Raw genomic sequence first — 18,235 nt, 5'->3', positions numbered from 1 at the left:
ATACAAATTTATTACAAGAAAGTCATTATATTTCAAATATAAAAAGGAACTCTGCTATAAGTTCCCTTAAATATGAATAATTTGTTTATTAATAACCTCTTCAACACAGTTTTGAATGTTATTCATCTCTTGAATCCATTTCATTTGATCTTTTTCTTTAAGTTCTTTAGTAATATTTCTTTTAACTTTATATTGTTCAATCAATCTATCATATAATACATTTGCTTCATCATCTATCATTTGCAGATGTTCATTTAATTCACCACTTGTTAATAAATTTGTATAAAATATTGGTCGATATTGCTTTAGATACTGCAATCTCTTTCTACCAAACCTTGTTAAATGTATTTCCTTTTGAGGCGGTAATGTTAATTTTGGATATAATAATCCATTAATTTCAATGTATTCAATTTCTTTCATCTTGTTCTTTCCTTTCTTCTCTTTTGTTTTTCATGTTCGTTTAAAAATTTATTGATACCTAATGAACGTTCTTCTATTTTTTGACAATACATTAATTCTTTTCTTAACTTTCCTATCTCTGGTGTATATGATTTTGCTATTAACTTTTGTTCATCTTTTTGCTCTTTAGTTTTATATTTTCTCACTTGATTTCTTGCTTTTTGTCTTTCCTTGATAAGATGGTTAAGTTCATTTTCAATCTTATCCATATGGCTGTATAAATCATCAAAAGTTTCAATTTTATTCTTACAAAGAATGATTGTCTGCTGATTAAATTCCTCCATCTTTTGTACTGCTTTTTGTAATTCTTCCTTTTCAAACGGACTTAACTTGCATCTATTATTACGTGGTAAGATTTTTAATTTGTACTGATAGTGAAGGAACAATCTCTGTAATCCTGTTAATCTTCGTTGTTCATATTGCTGACAATATGGCTTAATATCAAATCCTAATCGTCCATATGGTGATGTATTATATTTATCTTTATTAAAATCTAATATTCTATCAATTAGTTTTTCTTTTGTATAATCATCACCTAATGATTTCAAACGAATAAATTTGCGATGTAATGGATGCCTAACAGAAATATTCCTTTCAGTTATTTTGATTTCATAGCCTTCTAGTTCAAGTTCATTATAGAATTGTCTATCTGTATAACTGACACTGATTACCTGATCAACTGCTTCTCTAACAATTTCTTTAAGTCTATCATTATGGAAAACCTGTTTTCTTGACTTGCCTACATATTGTTTAAATTCTACAACTGATAAATTATGTTCTCTGCATAATTCATCAGATATATTTCTCATATTTTGAATATCATTATAGGTATTACAATATCTTTTTCCATCTACAAATGATGTTGAGTTTAATAGAAAATGATTATGAATATTATCAGTATCCAAATGTGTTGAAACAATCACCTCAAACCTATCTCCCCACATCTTTTTTGCAAACTCCACACCTAACTGATGTTCCAAATCTGCATTGACTTCATCTTCTTCAAATGACTGGTAGCCATGAAATGCTAGTATTTCGCTTTCATCATGGAAATGCCTCTTCGTATTGACCATGCTTAATTTTGGATTATCAAATAAACAGTTAAGATAAGTGACATATCTTTTTTCAATAGTCTTTTCACCATTAGTCGTATAATCGATAACAGTTTCCAATCCAATTGTTTTATATGGATTGGAAACATAATTAACTAAATGGTCTAAACGATTCTTTACTGCCCACATTCCTGTTGTTGCCATTATACAACACCTCTTATCATTGATTCTGTGAATGATATAAGAGATTTTAACTGTGTTAGAACAGATAATGACTCTTGTTCAATTAATGGCTGATAATAAGCTAATTTCACCAATTGATTGAGATTATTACCAATAGAATTAAACTCATTGATTAGCCTTTGATAATCAATTGATGGCTGTTCTTTTGGAACACTTTTTAACAAAGTTGTTCTCATATAATTTTCTCGGCTGGTATAACCTGCTTTCAAAACATAGCTGTTTAAAAGCATTAATTCGTCATCAGTAAATCTCACTTTAACTTCTTTATTTCGTTTCATGTGACATTTCACTCCTTTCTCTGGGTCTTAGGGTCATCCCTAAAATTGTAATTTGCCCCCAAATTACGCTGCTTGCTAATACAATAATCACTACTTTGAGTTACCTTTTTAAATATTTTCAAAATACAGAGGATCACTTTGTTAGTCACTGTATTTTTGGCCCTCTGTATTTTTTGAACCTCTGTATTTATACTTTTTTTACTAAACTAAATATCGTTCTTTGTTTATCATTACCTTTATTAGAACCTGTTCTTTTTGGTTTGATTATTCCTTCACTTGTAAGTTCTGCTCTTGCTCTTTTAAGTGTCGATTTGCTTATGTCTAATTCTTCTGCTAAATTGTAGATTTCATCTGAATAAGCATCATGGTCATTTAATAAACTTATAACTGCTTCTTTAGCTTCTTCAACCAATGATTTTTTCTTATTACCTTTTGTTTTTTCTTTTTGAAAGTCAAAATCCTTTTTAGAAGTCGTTCCTACTTTAACAATCACACTATCTTCAATTTTAAATAAGGTTGTAGGTTGCAATTTCCCATAATTACTTTTTTCCTGCGAAAAATAATGAATACCCTCATCACTTGCATCTCCTACAAAAATAACACTTCTTGCAATATCCCAAATATCAGAACTATCAGATGCTCTATTTCGTCCACCTGCCATTTCTCGTTTATTTGTGTGAACAATAATGATGATTGTGACATGATATATTTTACCCAATGCAATAAGGTTATTAAGAGTACTTCTCATAGTATTTCTTGCGCCCATATTAACACTATCACCAATAAAGCTTTGTAATGGATCAAAGACTAATACTTCTAACTTATTTTCTATAATTAAACCTTCTAGATATTGACTATTGAATTTCACTTTATGAAATCTCTTATCTGTTATTGGAATTGTTTTCACATTGCTTTGTTTTGCTAAATTGAGTCGCAACTTCTTTTTAATGATACTATCATGTGGATCTTCTGAACTAAAAAAACCAATTTTTAAAGGTTCTCTTTTATCTTCTTCTTGATTTTCAAAGAAACATAACTCTCCTTTTGATAATGCTGATATAATGCTGGTCCAAGAGGTTGTCTTACCAACCCCTCCATCACCAACAATCAAAGTTATTTGTTCTTTAGGAATATAGTTGGGAATAAGCCATTGTATTTCTTTTTCTTCAACTTCATCCATTGAAATCATATGATAATCTTCATTATCATCAAGTAAAGTTATATCATTAAAAACTGAAGTGTTTTTTAAGGTATCCAATGATATTTTCCTTTCATTGATAAATGATATTTAGTTTTTATATTTAATATATCTAACATACATATTCCTCTTTTCATTGACTTATATCCTTAAAATCAATAAAATGAATATGAGCATAAATGAAAGTCATTCAATGAGAATCCACTGCTAAATAGTTCTATTTGATGCTTTGATTTTTTGCTCTTTTTTTCTTTTCATTGATATAACGATTTCTAACATCATTTTTAATATTTCTAATTCATCTAATTCCAAATCATTAAAACTTTCTATCTTTTCAAACAACTGAATAAAATGAATTAATTCTCTTTTTAAAGAACGATAAACATATGGATTACCTAATACAACATAATCTTGATTTTCCATACAATGTATCAAATAGTCCTGCTTGGTTAACCCACTCAAAAAGACTTTTCTTTCAAGTACTCTATTTTCTTCAGGTGATACCCTAAATGCAATCACTTTACTACGAAAACGTCCTTGTTTATCATTGTTTTTATGCGACATTCACTATCTCCTCTCTTTCTATATTAAGTTTATCAGCTATTTCTTTACCTTTTGCAGGGAACAAATGTGCATATCGATAAGTAATATCAATACTTTCATGTCCTACTCTATCGGCTATAGCTACTGCACTAAATCCCATTTCAATCAATAATGATACATGACTGTGACGGAGATCATGCAAACGGATTCTTTTAACACCTGTTTCCTTACATCCTCTATCCATTTCATGATGTAATCCTGATTTTGTTATATGAAATATTCTTGAATCTCTTTTAATTCCATATAAACGACTAATGTAATCATGTATTTCTTCAGCCAAGAAATGTGGCATTTGTACTGTTCTATTACTCTTTTCAGTTTTAGGATCTGTAATCACATCATGTCCTTTAATTCTTTGAAAATATTTATTAATTCTTACAGTCTCTTTTGTAAAATTAAAATCACCTGGTGTTAATGCCAACATTTCACCTAATCTTAAGCCACACCAATAAAGCATTTCAAATGCTTGATATACACCATCTTTTCTCATCATTGATTCAGAAAATTTTAAATACTCCTCCTTTGTCCAAAATTTCATTTCTTTACTTTTTTCTTTTCCCATATTTCCAGCAATTCTAGCAGGATTATTTTTAAGATTGTAATACTTAACTGCATGATTAAATATTGCACTTAATTGGTTATGAACTGTTTTAAGATAACATGGAGAATATGGATTACCATTTTCATCACGATATGCAAGCAATTCATTTTGCCATTCGATAATATCTGCTGGACTTATTTCATTTATCTTTTTCAATTTAAAATATGGTTTGATTTTATCTTCAATAACATATGTTTTTGTTATCATGGTATTTTGTTTAATACGATTAGATAAATCTCTTAAATAGATATTGAGAAATTCTTCAAAATTCATATCTAAATCTTTTGCCTGTTCCAATTTGAATTTTGCAATAAACTCATCTGCTTCTCTTTTAGTGCGAAAGCCTCGTTTCATTTTTTTGATTCTTTCGCCTTTCCAATTTTGATAATAAAATGAAGCATACCATGTTTGAGTGTTATTATCCTTGTATGCTGGCATAGTTTTGTTCCTCCTTTCTTACTCCATAAATTCTTTCTTCAAAATACTGCCTACTAACACGTCCACGAATAGTAATAAATCCTTTTTCTTCAAGCTCTTTATTAAGTTGCTTGATCAACTTATAAGCATACGCTTCTGACATACCAGTTATTTCAATAATATCGTGAGCATCCATAAATGTATTCATATCCATCTTATTTTCACCTCCTTTCATTAACTAACCCAAATAAGTTAATCTGTATATTATAGAATAATAGTAAAATCAACTATTGTCAAGAATAAATTATACTATTTAGGTTAGTCTACTTATTTTTTTAAGTTTATAGACTAACTTATTTAGTATTATTTTTTCTTTACCAATATTATATATTCTGTTATAATGGGGACAAAAGGAGTGATAATGATGTCATTAGGTTCAAATTTAAAAACAATTCGTCTATTTAGAAATAAAACTTTAAAGGAATTAGGACAAATTTTAGGTTTTTCAACTTCATCTGCTGATGTGCGTATTTCTCAATATGAATCCGATAAAAAGAAACCAAGAGAAAATGTTATTGAAAATCTAGCTTATAAACTAGATGTTTCACCACAAGCTATTGATATTCCTGATATTGAAACATACATAGGAGCTATTTATACCTTATTTCAACTAGAACGTTCATACGGCTTAAAAATTGATGAATTAGATGGTCAACCTATTTTGCGATTTGACAAGCTATTACCTCATGAACAAGATACTTTGTACGAATACATGCAAAATTGGTTAGAAGAAGCCAAAAACTTTAGAGAAGGTAAAATAACCCAACAGCAGTATGAAGAATGGAAATATAATTTTCCCAAATATTCAACTTTAAACATAAACAAGCAACCTCGGGAAGATTGGTTACACAATCAAGATGACTAATTGCAGGATTTTCCTGCTTTTTTATACTTACAATCCTTTCTTTACCACTTACAAAATATATAAATGAATTATCAAAAGAATAGTACAGTCTTAAAATCTGTAGTATCAAAATAGAATCATTTTCATGTTAATATACAAAAAAACTCCGATAAACACGGAGTTTTTAGCTTTTTTTCTACTATTCAAACTCAATAGTTCCAGGTGGCTTACTTGTAATATCATACATTACTCTGTTTACCCCACGAACTTCATTAATAATTCTAGACATTACTTTGTTTAAAACATCGTATGGAATTTGAGCTGCTTCTGCAGTCATGAAGTCAATTGTATTAACGGCACGTAATGCAATAGCGTAGTCATAAGTTCTTTCATCACCCATAACACCTACTGAACGCATGTTAGTAAGTGCTGCAAAGTATTGACCGATTGAACGATCTAGTCCTGCTTTTGCGATTTCTTCTCTATAGATAGCATCAGCATCTTGCACAATTCTTACTTTTTCTGCATTAACTTCACCAATGATACGAATTCCAAGTCCTGGTCCTGGGAAAGGTTGTCTAAAGACTAAGTATTCAGGAATACCTAATTCTAAACCTACCTTACGTACTTCATCTTTGAATAAGTCACGTAAAGGTTCAATGATTTCTTTAAAATCAACATGATCTGGTAATCCCCCTACGTTATGATGTGATTTAATAACAGCGGATTCTCCACCTAAACCACTTTCTACAACGTCTGGATAAATTGTTCCTTGTACTAAGAAGTCAACAGCACCAATCTTTTTCGCTTCTTCTTCAAATACACGAATAAACTCTTCACCAATAATTTTACGTTTTGCTTCTGGTTCAGTGACACCTTTTAATTTTTCATAATATCTTTCTTGAGCATTAACACGAATGAAGTTTAATTCATAATTACCATCAGGTCCAAATACAGCTTCTACTTCATCCCCTTCGTTTTTACGAAGTAAACCATGATCTACAAAGACACATGTTAATTGATTACCAATAGCCTTAGAAAGTAATACAGCAGCTACAGAAGAATCAACACCACCAGATAAAGCACATAATACTTTACCATCACCTACTTTTTCTCTAATGGCTTTAATTTGTTCTTCTACAAAAGAATCCATACGCCAATCACCAGCACATCCACATACATCTAACACAAAGTTAGATAACATGTTTTTACCATATTCACTATGTAATACTTCTGGATGGAATTGAATTGCATATAATCCTTTTTCTCTATTTTCACATGATGCTACAGGGCAATCTTTTGTATGAGATGTGATTGTAAATCCTGGCGCAATCTTAGAAATATAGTCAAAATGACTCATCCATACAGTAGATGTTTCAGGAACATCTTTAAAGATGGCAGAATCTTTTTGATCAACTAATAAAGTTGATTTACCGTATTCTCTAACATCAGCTCTTTCAACTTTACCGCCTAAGATATGTTGCATTAATTGAGCTCCATAACAAAGCCCTAATACTGGAATACCTAATTCAAATAATTCTTTAGAATAAGTAGGTGAATCTTCTAAATAACAACTATTAGGTCCACCAGTTAAAATAATTCCTTTAGGGTTCATTTCTTTAATCTTTGAAATATCTGTTTTATATGAATAGATTTCACAATAAACATTACACTCACGAACTCTTCGAGCAACTAATTGATTATATTGACCACCAAAGTCAATAACAATGACTAATTCTCTTTTCATGAAAAACCTCCTTTTTAAAATTCAATATCTTTTAAAACAACTGTTTGTTTACGGTCAGGTCCAACCGAGAACATAACAATTGGACAATGAATTAATTCTTCAATTCTCTTTAAATAGTTTTGACAATTTACTGGTAATTCTTCAAAAGAAGTCACTCCTGTAATATCTTCTTTCCATCCAGGCATTTCTTCATATACAGGTTCTACTTCTTCTACTCCTTTTACAGTAGCTGGTAAACCATGAATAATTTCACCTTTATATTTATAAGCAGTACAAATTTTAATTGTATCTAAACCACTTAAAACATCTAATAACATTAAACTAATACCTGTTAAAGAAGACATTCTTCTTGATTGATTAACAACAACAGCATCAAACCATCCTGTTCTTCTTGGACGTTTTGTTACTGTACCATATTCATGTCCTTTTTCACGAATATAATCACCAATTTCATCATCTAATTCAGTTGGGAATGGTCCAGCACCTACACGTGTTGTATAAGCTTTAATAATCCCAATTGCTTCTTTAATATATAAAGGTCCAATACCAGCCCCTTCAGATACACCATTAGCACCAGGATGAGAACTTGTAACAAAAGGATAAGTTCCATAATCAATATCTAACATAGCTCCTTGAGCCCCTTCAAATAATACTTTTTTATTTTGAGATAAATATTGATCTAATAAAATACCTGTATCACAAACTAAAGGTTTTAATACTTTTGCATATTCTTTGTATTCTTCAAAAATACTTTCTACTGTGAATTTTCCTTCTAATTCAGGATATTCCATTAATTTCATTGGGAAAGTTTCTTTTAATCTTTCTAAGAATAATTCTTCATCAATAAATTCTCCCATACGAATACCAATACGAGAATATTTATCAATATAAGTAGGCCCAATACCTTTTTTAGTTGTTCCAATACTATTAGCACCTTTTCTTTTTTCTTGAATTTCATCAATTTCAAGATGATAAGGTAAAATAACATGACAACGATCACTTACTCTAATTTTACTTGTATCAATACCTGCTTCTTGAAGATATTTTACTTCTTCTAAGAATGCTTTAGGATTAACAACCATTCCATTAGCCATAATCACTTCATGTCCACTAAAGATACCAGAAGGTATTAATCTTAAAGCAAATTTTTTACCATCATAAACGATTGTATGCCCAGCATTATTACCACCTGAGTAACGAACGACAACATCCGCTTTTTGAGCAAGATAATCAGTAACTTTTCCTTTACCTTCATCTCCCCACATACTTCCAACAACTACGACTCCAGCCATTTCATTTCCACCTTTCTTTGCTATGACCATTATACAAAATAATCACTTTTAAAACAATAAAAGTCATTACCTTGACTCATTACATAACTCATTATATTATAGATTTATATATAAGTAAAATTAATATATTTAATATTTGCTATAAGGAGTGATAATATGAACATTAAACTAGAACAATATAAAATATTTAATGAAGCTGCTTCTACACTTTCTTTTTCATTAGCAGCTAAAAATCTCTTTATTTCTCAATCAGCTGTTTCCCAAACTATTTTATCATTAGAAAAACAACTCAATACTAAACTCTTTATCCGTCAAGCTAAAGGCGTCACTTTAACCCATGAAGGATCATTACTTCATAAAAAAATCAATGAAGCTTTATCTTTAATTACCTCTGCAGAAAATGATCTTATCTCATCAAAAGAATTAGAAACTGGCGAATTAATTATTGGTGCCGGTGATACATTATGTGAAAACTTCTTGTTACCTTTATTAGTACAATTTAGAAAAATGTATCCTCACATTAAAATCAACGTCATTAATCGAACATCCCTTGAAACCATTCAACTCATTAAAAATGGTCAGATTGATTTAGGACTCATTAATTTACCAGTCTATGATGAATCATTAGAAATTAAAAACTGTTTTGAAGTCCATGATATCTTTGTTTCAAGTACGCCTCCATCACATCCCTATACTTACCAGCAAATGAGTAAAGAAAATCTTATTCTATTAGAAAAATCATCTAACTCGAGAAACTACATTGATCAATACTTTGCTAGTCATGGTATCATTCTTCATCCTGAAATGGAACTCGGTGCTCATGAACTATTGTTAGAATTTGCTAAAGAAGGTTTAGGTATATCATGTGTCATTCAAGAATTTTCTAAAGATTTGCTCGAACAAAAAAAGCTTTTTCCTATACCATTAGAAAAAAGCATTCCTTCTCGTCATATTGGCTATGCGTATCTTAAAAGAAAAAGTTTATCACTTGCTTCTTTAAAATTTATCGAATTAATAAATAAATATGATTCAACAAACGAGACTCTAATCTAGCTAAAGAATATTTTGCATCTTTAAGTAACGGTACTTTAAAGGTGCTTTTTTTATGATGATAAGTCACTGTCGCTTCAACAACATCACCAATATCTAAGCGTTGTTCATTTAATTCAATTATTACTTCACCTTGATTATCTTGAAAACGATCACCTAAATGAAAATGACAATGATTAATAATAGTATAACCATGAATATGTTCTAATATATAATGATTTAAATCGTGGGTTTCTAATACATAATCTTGAAGAATGGCAACAATTTGATCATATACCGGTTTCATTAACTCATTTGCCTGTTCTTGATGCGTTGCCTTACAACCAAGTCTTACTCTTACAGTTTCTTCTGAAGCATATAAAGCAATACTTACTTTATCTTGATGACTAATGATATCACTTAATTTTTCATCAACTAGGCTTTCACCAATTCCCATTGTTACAATATCTTGAGTATAAATTTTAGCTTGACGATATTGTTCTAAATAGGGTTTTAATACATGATCAACAACATAAGTCATTTCTTTAGGTGGACCTGGAAGATTAATAATCATCTTTTGATCTTTACTCATCACACAGCCATTAGCTGTTCCAACTTCATTTTCTAATACATAACAATCTTTTGGAAAATATGCTTGTTTATAATTGTTATCTGGTACTTCATCTAATTGTGTCACAAAACAACATTTATCATGTACCTTTTTGGCCTCAGCTTCATCGTAAACAAGTTCTAATCCTAAATACTGAGCTGATAATTCTTTTGTTAGATCATCTTGGGTCGGTCCTAAGCCTCCGGTTGTAATGATACAATCAGCACCTCTTTTAAAAGCTATATCTAAACAATCCAATAAACGTTGGGGATTATCACCGACAACTGTTTGAAAATATACATTAAATCCTAATTCTTTACACATCTTTTGGAGATATGTCGCATTTGTGTTAACAATTTCACCTAATAATAGTTCGGTTCCTACATTAATAATTTCTACGTTCATAAAATAACCTCCTATAAAAAAAGAAGTATAAATACTTCTAAACTAATGAAAATCCAAGAACACTGAAAACCATCATAATGACCCCAGCAAGTAAAACACCAAGAACAACAGCTATCGATGTTTTTTTAAAATCCATATCTAAAATACTTGCTGCCAATGTTCCTGTCCAAGCACCTGTCCCTGGTAAAGGAATTCCTACAAATAAAAGTAAAGCAACAAAAGTACTTCTTCCTGCTTTTTCTTGTAATTTTTTTCCACCCTTTTCACCTTTTTCTAAACACCAAGTAAAGAATTTTCCAATAACAGGTTTATCACAACCCCATACTAAAATCTTTCTAGCAAATAGATAAATAAAAGGTACTGGAATCATATTAGCAATGATACAAACAATATAAGAAGGAATAATTGGTAACCCCAATCCTTGAGATACTGGAATTGCCCCTCTTAATTCAATTAATGGTAACATTGAAATAAAAGCAATATATAAATAATTCATTTTTTTCTCCTTTGTTTTTATTTTCTACGATAAGCAACTTGATTAAAAGTATACTTATCAACACGATAATAAGTATAGCCATATTCTATACATTTCCCATTATTTAAACGTGTAATTGATAACACGCGTAATAATGGAGAACCTGGATCAATTCCTAAATAATGTCCTAATTCTTCACCTGCTAAACAAGCATCAATCTCTTGATCAGAAAAAGCAATATTATATCCTAAATCATCTTCAAAATAATGAAATAAGGAATGTTCAACAACCTCATTAGAAATAGCTCCTGTTAAACCATAATGACAGAAATCATCTTCAAAAGCAACTGTTTCACCATCTACCATACGTACTCTTTTAACATGCCATACCTTATCATCATCAGCTAAAAGCATTTCTTTTTTTACAACATCACTTGCATCTTCTAATTGATTTAAAACAACTATAGACGAAGCAGCGCCTTTTTTACGTTGACTATCTTCACTAAAACTATTTAAACCGTCAAAGTTTTTAAATTTAGATTTACGACAAACAAAAGATCCAATTTTTGGTAAAGAATAAATAATATTTTCATTAACCAACTCACTTAGAGCTTGTCTTACTGTCATTCTTGTTACACCAAATAGATCACATAATGTATGTTCACTTTCTATTTGTTCATTTTCATGATATTTCCCCGCTTCAATATTATCAATAATATATTGTTTTATTTGTTCATATTTCTTCACGATTCACACCTCACGAGAGAGATTTTAACATCAAAATGGGAGTTTGAAAAGAAAAAACAAAGGAATTATCAGTTTATGTTATAAAAAAATCAACTATGTATAGACATAGTTGATTTTAAAGATGAATTTGGTCTAAAGTCGTATCATTTTTTAAACCTTTTATTTTAATTAAAATTGTAGGAATCAAGATTAAATCAGCACAAATCCAAGCTAAAGGATTTGCATAACAGATTGCATTAAAACCAAAAATACCCACTAAAAATACCGCAATAATCGTACGACCAATTAATTCAGCTAAACCTGCTAACATCGTTAAAGCAGAATACCCTAAACCTTGTAAAGCATTTCTTGTAAGAAATAAAATAGATAAAGTGAAATAGAAAATACCATTAGTTGTAAGAAATTGAATAGCTGAACGAATAATAGCCACTTCTTTACCACTAACAAACAATAACAACAAATATTTACCAAAGAATACATTGATACCTAAAGCAATTAAAGAATAACCTAGAGTTAAACCTAAAGCTTGTTTCAAACCCACATAAATACGTTTAGCTTTTCTCGCACCTAAGTTTTGTCCACAGAATGTTGCCATCGTAGAACCAATCATATCCATAGGCTGTGTAAAAAACATTTGAATCTTTTGAGCTGCTGTAATAGCGGCCACCTTATTAGAACCTAAACCATTAACAGCTGTTTGTAAGATAACCGTTCCAACTGCGGTAATTGAATATTGTAATGCCATTGGTACAGCAATATTCAATTGTTTTTTTATAATTTTAGCATTAACTTGTAATGTTTCTTCATTAAAAGTCAAAATAGGATATTTCTTTTTCATATAAATTAAACAAAATAAAGCTGATAAACCTTGTGCAATCACAGTCGCATAGGCCGCTCCAGAAACACCCATTTTAAAATTAACAATCAAAATAAAGTCTAAAATAATATTAATAACTGAAGAAAATCCTAAAAATACAAGTGGCGTTTTACTATCACCTAAAGCTCTTAAAATACTTGCTAGAATATTATAAGCGATTGTACAAGTAATTCCCATAAAGACAACAAAAATATAATCATAAGCATCTTGATAAATATTACTTGGTGTATTCATCATATGTAAAAAATCATCTGTTAAAAAATAAGTTCCAATAGTTAATATAATTGAAAAAACAAGACATACATAAATTGCATTAGCAATATTTTGTAACATTAATTTTTCATTTCTAGCACCAAAAGCCTGGGCAATAGGAATTCCACATCCTGCTGTTAATCCTAAAGCAAAACCGATAATCAAGAAATTTAAAGATCCTGTAGATCCTACAGCAGCTAAAGCATCTACCCCTACAAAACGTCCTACAATAATCGAATCGACATTATTATAAAGCTGTTGGAAAATAGCTCCACCTATTAAAGGAATACAAAAACTAATAATCAACTTTAATGTTGAACCATGTGTTAAATCCTTTTCCATCATATCCCCCTATCAAAAAACAAAGACAATCATAACATAATTCAAATAAAAAGTGACTTATTTTCAAATAAAAAAAATAAAACCCCATCAGTTGATCACTCAACTAACAGGGCATTTCATTATATTTCGCTACCTTCAAATTGTGAACGGTATAAAGAAGCATAGAAGCCATCTTTTTCAATTAATTCATCATGATTACCAATTTCAACAATATCGCCATCTTTCATAACAATGATTGTATTGGCATCACGAATCGTAGATAAACGATGAGCAATAACAAAACTTGTTCTACCTTCCATTAATTTTTCCATTCCTTTTTGAATTAAAACTTCAGTTCTGGTATCAACTGATGAAGTAGCTTCATCAAGAATCAAAATCTTTGGATCTTTCAAGAACGCTCTAGCGATGGTAAGCAATTGTTTTTGTCCTTGAGAAATATTTGATGATTCTTCATCAAGAATAGTTTCATATCCATCTTCTAATGTATTAACAAAATGATCAACATAAGCCATCGAACATGCTTTTTTGACATCTTCTTCACTAGCATCAAGTTTACCATACATTAAGTTTTCTTTAATTGTTCCATTAAATAACCAAGTATCTTGTAAAACCATTCCAAACAAGCTTCTTAAATCATGTCGAGAAAAATCACGAATATCATGACCATCAATCATAATTGAACCTTTATTAAGTTCATAGAATCGCATCAATAACTTAACAATTGTTGTTTTACCAGCACCAGTAGGTCCAACAATAGCCACTGTTTGTCCGGCATGAACATGCATATTAAAATCATTAATAATTGTCTTTTCAGGAAGATAACCAAAATTAACATTATCAAAAGTCACTGAACCATGAATTTGACTTAATTCATCTGGTGTTACTTTTACAGTTTCAGGCTCTAATTCCTTTTCATCTAAAAATTCAAATACACGTTCTGCAGCAGCTGCCGTACTTTGTAACATATTCATTGTTTGAGCAAGTTGGGCTATGGGTTGATTAAATTGTCTTACATACTGGATAAATGCTTGAATATCTCCTATTGTAATGGTATTACCACCGGCTAAGAAACCACCTAGTAAACATACGCCAACATAACCTAAGTTACCAACAAAATTACTTAATGGTTGCATTAAACCAGATAAAAATTGTGATTTCCATGCTGAATCATATAATGCATCATTATATTCATTAAAAGTAGCTACTGATTTAGCTTCTCCATTAAATGCTTTAACTACATCATGAGCACCATACATTTCTTCAATATGACCATTAACATCACCTAAAGATTTTTGTTGTCTAGCAAAGTATTTTTGTGAATGTTTCATTACCGTTGTAATTAAAATAAGTGATAACGGTAAAACCAAAACAGCCACAATCGTCATCTTAACAGAAATCGTTAACATCATAATAAAGATACCCACTACTGTCACTGATGACGTAATGACCTGTGATAGACTTTGATTCAATGATTGAGCAATCGTGTCAATATCATTTGTCACCCTACTTAAAGTATCACCACTAGAATGACGATCAAAATAACTTAAAGGCATTCTTGACATCTTCTTAGATAATGACTGTCTTAAATCATAAGCCACTTTTTGTGAGATAGAAGATGTAATAAATCCTTGAATAAAACTAAATAAAGCACTAATTAAATAGAGTCCAACCAATATTAAACAAATATAACCAATATATTTAAAATCAATACTTCCAGTATTATTGACTTTAGCCATAATACCTTCAGATAATTTATCTGTTGCTTTAGCTAAGATCTTAGGCCCCACAATAGTAAAGATCGTCGAACCAATAGCAAAAACAACAACAACTGCTAATTTAAAATAATAAGGTCTTAAATAAACAAATAACTTCTTTAAAGTTCCTTTAAAATTCTTTGCTTTTTCACCATTACCTCTCATGCCACCCATAGGTCCTCGAGGTCCACGTCTTCTATTTTCATTACTCATGACTTAGTTCCTCCTTTGATAATTGTGAATAGGCAATTTCTTGATAAACCTGACATGATTCCATTAATTGATCATGTGTTCCTTGACCAACAATTTTACCTTGATCTAATACAATAATCTGATCTGCATCCATAATTGAAGCGATTCTTTGACCAACTAATAAAACTGTACTCTTTGTCTTTTTGACCAATTTATTTAATTTTTGACGTAACTTAGCATCAGTTTTGAAATCTAATGCTGAAAAACTATCATCAAAAATATAAATATCAGGATTTTTAGCTATCGCTCTTGCAATCGCTAATCTTTGTTTTTGTCCACCAGAAACATTTGTACCACCTTGTGATATTTCAGTATCTAATCGTTCTTCTTTTTGATCAATAAATTCTTTGGCTTGCGCTACACGAATCACTTCTTCTAAATCTTCATCACTTAAATCAGGTGCTCCATATTTTAAATTAGAACGAATTGTACCTGAAAATAAATTTCCTTTTTGAGGCACTAAACCTATATGTTGACGTAAATCATGTTGACTTACATCACGAATATCAACACCCGATACTTTAATACTTCCTTCGCTTACTTCATAGAAACGAGGAACTAAATTAATTAATGTTGATTTACCTGAACCTGTAGAACCTATAAAGGCAGTTGTTTGACCAGGTTTAGCAGTAAAGCTAATATGTGATAATACTGGTTCATGTGCTCCTGGGTAACAGAATGAAACATCATTAAATTCAACTAATCCTTTTTTATTTTCATCAAAAGCAATTGGGTTTTTAGGATCTTCAATTGAAGGTTTGGTATCAATGATCTCATATACACGATTTGCTGCAACACTCGCACGAGGTAACATAATGGCAATCATGGCAATCATTAAAAATGACATAATAATTTGCATTGCATATTGCATAAAAGCCATCATTTGTCCAATGGCTAGATTTCCTAAATCAATTTGTTTAGCACCATAATAAACAATAATTAAAGTAACAACATTAAAAATAAACATCATAATTGGCATAATAGATGCCATTGATCGATTAACAAATAAATTAACTTTTGTTAAATCTTGATTAGCCCTGTCAAAACGATCTTCACTGTGTTTTTCATTACCAAAAGCACGAATAACAAGCATTCCTGATAAGTTTTCTCTCATTGTTAAATTTAATTTATCAATTAAATTTTGAATAATTTTGAACTTAGGCATAACAACTGCAAAAGCAATAGCCATTACTCCAAAGATAACAATTAAAACAATACCGATAATCCATGTCATAGAAGGTGAATTTGTGAGAGCTTTAATCAATGCTCCTACCCCCATGATAGGTGCAAAACATACAATTCTTAGTAACATCATCGTTACCATTTGAACTTGTGTAATATCATTTGTTGTACGCGTAATTAAAGAAGCAGTAGAAAAATGATTAAATTCCTCATTAGAAAAGCTTTCAACTTTCTTGAAAACATCTTTTCTTAAAGCACGGGCTACCCCTGCTCCTACTCTTGATGAGAAAAAAGCAACAGTAATCGCAGCCAATGTACCAATTAAAGCAATCCCTAGCATCTTTAATCCTGCACGAAAAATATAATCAGTTTGAACTTTATCAATATCGCCACCTAAACGTTTATATTCAGCTTTTACACCATTACCAGCAGCAATCTTTAAAGTACTTTCACCCATCGTATCCATCTTTTTATCAATGTCATTAAACATTTTATCTTTTTGTTCATCATTCATCATCCCAATGACATCATAAACTGACATTTGTGGTGGTAACTGACCAAACTTTTCTTGATATTCTTTACTCGCTGGGTCCATACTATCAATTGAAGTAACCATTAACATCGGTTTCATTAAAATATCTTCTAATTGACTTTCTTTTTTATCCGATAAATCTTTTAATTTATATACTTTGCCTTTAGCCTTAGGAAAAGTATCTTTAATATCAGCGTTAACTGTTTTAAGCTGATAAGCATCTTTTACCTTTTGTTGATCTTTCTTATCAACAAACAACATTAAATGTTGATACGTATCTTCCGTTAAGATATCACTTACAGGTGATGCAAAACCACCAGCTTGAATACCAACAGATACAATATCACTCATATAATCAGGTAAAGTTAATTCAGATTGCGCTTGTACGAATAACAAACAAATACAAGCTAAAATAAAAAACCAGAATTTCTTTAAATATTTTCTAATCTTTAACATCTAACTCCTCCTTCATTACATTCATATTTCGTTCAAAGATTTCACAGTACTCTTTCATTTTTTCAATATCCTCTTTAGAAATACCATCAAATAAACGCACTGTAAAAGATTTCATTCCTTCTTTACATTCACTGCTTTCTTTTTTTCCTTTATCAGTCGTATGTAAAGTTACATTGCGTTTATCTTGAACACTGACAATTTTTTCAATGTAACCAGCTTTTTGTAAACGTTGTAGTCTTACCGATAATGTTGCTGGCGTAATCTTTAATCGTTCTGCCAACATCTTTTGATTAGGATGATCACTATGTTCAATTAAAAATAATAAATAACACTGATCAGCAGATAATCCTTCCATATTACTTTTTTTTGTCGTTAATTCATGTATTTTTTTATGTAATGATTTAAATTGTAAAAAAAGTCCTTTTATATCTTCAAAGCAAAGTTGATCTTTCATGATACACCTCCTTAGTTAGTACGCTAATCATTATAGTTAGCACACTAAACAATGTCAATACATTTAGTGTACTAA

Annotated in this window: 18 protein-coding genes; 2 read left to right on the top strand and 16 right to left on the bottom strand. The window is 30.3% G+C overall.

What is annotated here, in order from left to right:
• Positions 1–66: 66 nt before the first annotated feature.
• The 7 genes from DWZ53_RS00265 to DWZ53_RS00235 all read right to left on the bottom strand — a co-directional run bounded on the left by DWZ53_RS00265 (position 67) and on the right by DWZ53_RS00235 (position 5,065).
• Complete coding sequence (locus DWZ53_RS00265) at positions 67–420, bottom strand: TnpV protein (protein ID WP_008788592.1); 354 nt, start codon at positions 418–420, stop codon at positions 67–69.
• Positions 417–1,715 (bottom strand): relaxase/mobilization nuclease domain-containing protein, encoded by a 1,299-nt coding sequence (locus tag DWZ53_RS00260; protein ID WP_118430868.1) that lies wholly within the window; start codon positions 1,713–1,715, stop codon positions 417–419. The genes DWZ53_RS00265 and DWZ53_RS00260 overlap by 4 nt, the downstream gene beginning before the upstream one ends.
• Complete coding sequence (locus tag DWZ53_RS00255) at positions 1,715–2,032, bottom strand: MbeCy (protein ID WP_017144210.1); 318 nt, start codon at positions 2,030–2,032, stop codon at positions 1,715–1,717. The genes DWZ53_RS00260 and DWZ53_RS00255 overlap by 1 nt, the downstream gene beginning before the upstream one ends.
• A 187-nt stretch (positions 2,033–2,219) precedes the next feature.
• The gene (locus DWZ53_RS00250) at positions 2,220–3,290 is read right to left on the bottom strand and encodes an AAA family ATPase (protein WP_017144209.1); all 1,071 of its coding nucleotides are present in this window, start codon (positions 3,288–3,290) and stop codon (positions 2,220–2,222) included.
• Positions 3,291–3,437: 147 nt separating this feature from the next.
• A complete protein-coding gene (locus DWZ53_RS00245) occupies positions 3,438–3,794 on the bottom strand; it encodes a hypothetical protein (RefSeq protein WP_008788588.1) in 357 nt (118 codons plus the stop codon).
• The gene (locus tag DWZ53_RS00240; RefSeq protein ID WP_118430866.1) at positions 3,784–4,872 is read right to left on the bottom strand and encodes a site-specific integrase; all 1,089 of its coding nucleotides are present in this window, start codon (positions 4,870–4,872) and stop codon (positions 3,784–3,786) included. The genes DWZ53_RS00245 and DWZ53_RS00240 overlap by 11 nt, the downstream gene beginning before the upstream one ends.
• The gene (locus tag DWZ53_RS00235) at positions 4,853–5,065 is read right to left on the bottom strand and encodes a hypothetical protein (RefSeq protein ID WP_008788586.1); all 213 of its coding nucleotides are present in this window, start codon (positions 5,063–5,065) and stop codon (positions 4,853–4,855) included. The genes DWZ53_RS00240 and DWZ53_RS00235 overlap by 20 nt, the downstream gene beginning before the upstream one ends.
• A gap of 210 nt (positions 5,066–5,275) precedes the next feature.
• Here DWZ53_RS00235 and DWZ53_RS00230 point away from each other — a divergent pair, with 210 nt between their 5' ends.
• Complete coding sequence (locus tag DWZ53_RS00230) at positions 5,276–5,776, top strand: helix-turn-helix domain-containing protein (RefSeq protein ID WP_017144208.1); 501 nt, start codon at positions 5,276–5,278, stop codon at positions 5,774–5,776.
• Positions 5,777–5,954: 178 nt separating this feature from the next.
• Here the strand turns inward: DWZ53_RS00230 and guaA are convergent, their stop codons facing one another.
• A complete protein-coding gene (guaA, locus tag DWZ53_RS00225; RefSeq protein WP_118430864.1) occupies positions 5,955–7,502 on the bottom strand; it encodes a glutamine-hydrolyzing GMP synthase in 1,548 nt (515 codons plus the stop codon).
• A 14-nt stretch (positions 7,503–7,516) separates the two neighbouring features.
• The gene (locus DWZ53_RS00220; protein WP_118430862.1) at positions 7,517–8,794 is read right to left on the bottom strand and encodes an adenylosuccinate synthase; all 1,278 of its coding nucleotides are present in this window, start codon (positions 8,792–8,794) and stop codon (positions 7,517–7,519) included.
• 156 nt (positions 8,795–8,950) lie between these two features.
• Here DWZ53_RS00220 and DWZ53_RS00215 point away from each other — a divergent pair, with 156 nt between their 5' ends.
• On the top strand, positions 8,951–9,847 hold the full coding sequence (locus DWZ53_RS00215) for a LysR family transcriptional regulator (RefSeq protein ID WP_118430860.1): 897 nt from the start codon (positions 8,951–8,953) through the stop codon (positions 9,845–9,847).
• Here the strand turns inward: DWZ53_RS00215 and DWZ53_RS00210 are convergent.
• The 7 genes from DWZ53_RS00210 to DWZ53_RS00180 form a co-directional block, all read right to left on the bottom strand.
• Positions 9,798–10,838: a molybdopterin-binding protein gene (locus DWZ53_RS00210; RefSeq protein ID WP_118430858.1), complete on the bottom strand. Its 1,041-nt coding sequence runs from the start codon at positions 10,836–10,838 to the stop codon at positions 9,798–9,800. The genes DWZ53_RS00215 and DWZ53_RS00210 overlap by 50 nt on opposite strands.
• A gap of 37 nt (positions 10,839–10,875) precedes the next feature.
• Complete coding sequence (locus DWZ53_RS00205) at positions 10,876–11,334, bottom strand: small multi-drug export protein (RefSeq protein WP_118430856.1); 459 nt, start codon at positions 11,332–11,334, stop codon at positions 10,876–10,878.
• 17 nt (positions 11,335–11,351) lie between these two features.
• Positions 11,352–12,059, bottom strand: a complete 708-nt coding sequence (locus DWZ53_RS00200) for a GntR family transcriptional regulator (protein WP_233541796.1) — start codon at positions 12,057–12,059, stop codon at positions 11,352–11,354.
• Positions 12,060–12,174: 115 nt separating this feature from the next.
• Positions 12,175–13,530, bottom strand: a complete 1,356-nt coding sequence (locus DWZ53_RS00195; RefSeq protein ID WP_199588993.1) for an MATE family efflux transporter — start codon at positions 13,528–13,530, stop codon at positions 12,175–12,177.
• Between the two features lie 119 nt (positions 13,531–13,649).
• Positions 13,650–15,497, bottom strand: coding sequence for an ABC transporter ATP-binding protein (locus DWZ53_RS00190; protein ID WP_118430850.1), 1,848 nt, complete (start codon positions 15,495–15,497; stop codon positions 13,650–13,652).
• The gene (locus tag DWZ53_RS00185) at positions 15,490–17,706 is read right to left on the bottom strand and encodes an ABC transporter ATP-binding protein (RefSeq protein ID WP_118430848.1); all 2,217 of its coding nucleotides are present in this window, start codon (positions 17,704–17,706) and stop codon (positions 15,490–15,492) included. The genes DWZ53_RS00190 and DWZ53_RS00185 overlap by 8 nt, the downstream gene beginning before the upstream one ends.
• Positions 17,693–18,160: a MarR family winged helix-turn-helix transcriptional regulator gene (locus tag DWZ53_RS00180; protein WP_118430846.1), complete on the bottom strand. Its 468-nt coding sequence runs from the start codon at positions 18,158–18,160 to the stop codon at positions 17,693–17,695. The genes DWZ53_RS00185 and DWZ53_RS00180 overlap by 14 nt, the downstream gene beginning before the upstream one ends.
• Between the last annotated feature and the right edge of the window lie 75 nt (positions 18,161–18,235).

Source organism: Coprobacillus sp. AF33-1AC (assembly GCF_003475785.1).
Lineage (GTDB): Bacteria > Bacillota_I > Bacilli_A > Erysipelotrichales > Coprobacillaceae > Faecalibacillus.
Note: the sequence above shows the minus strand (reverse complement) of the source record. Positions and strands in the feature narration are given on the sequence as shown.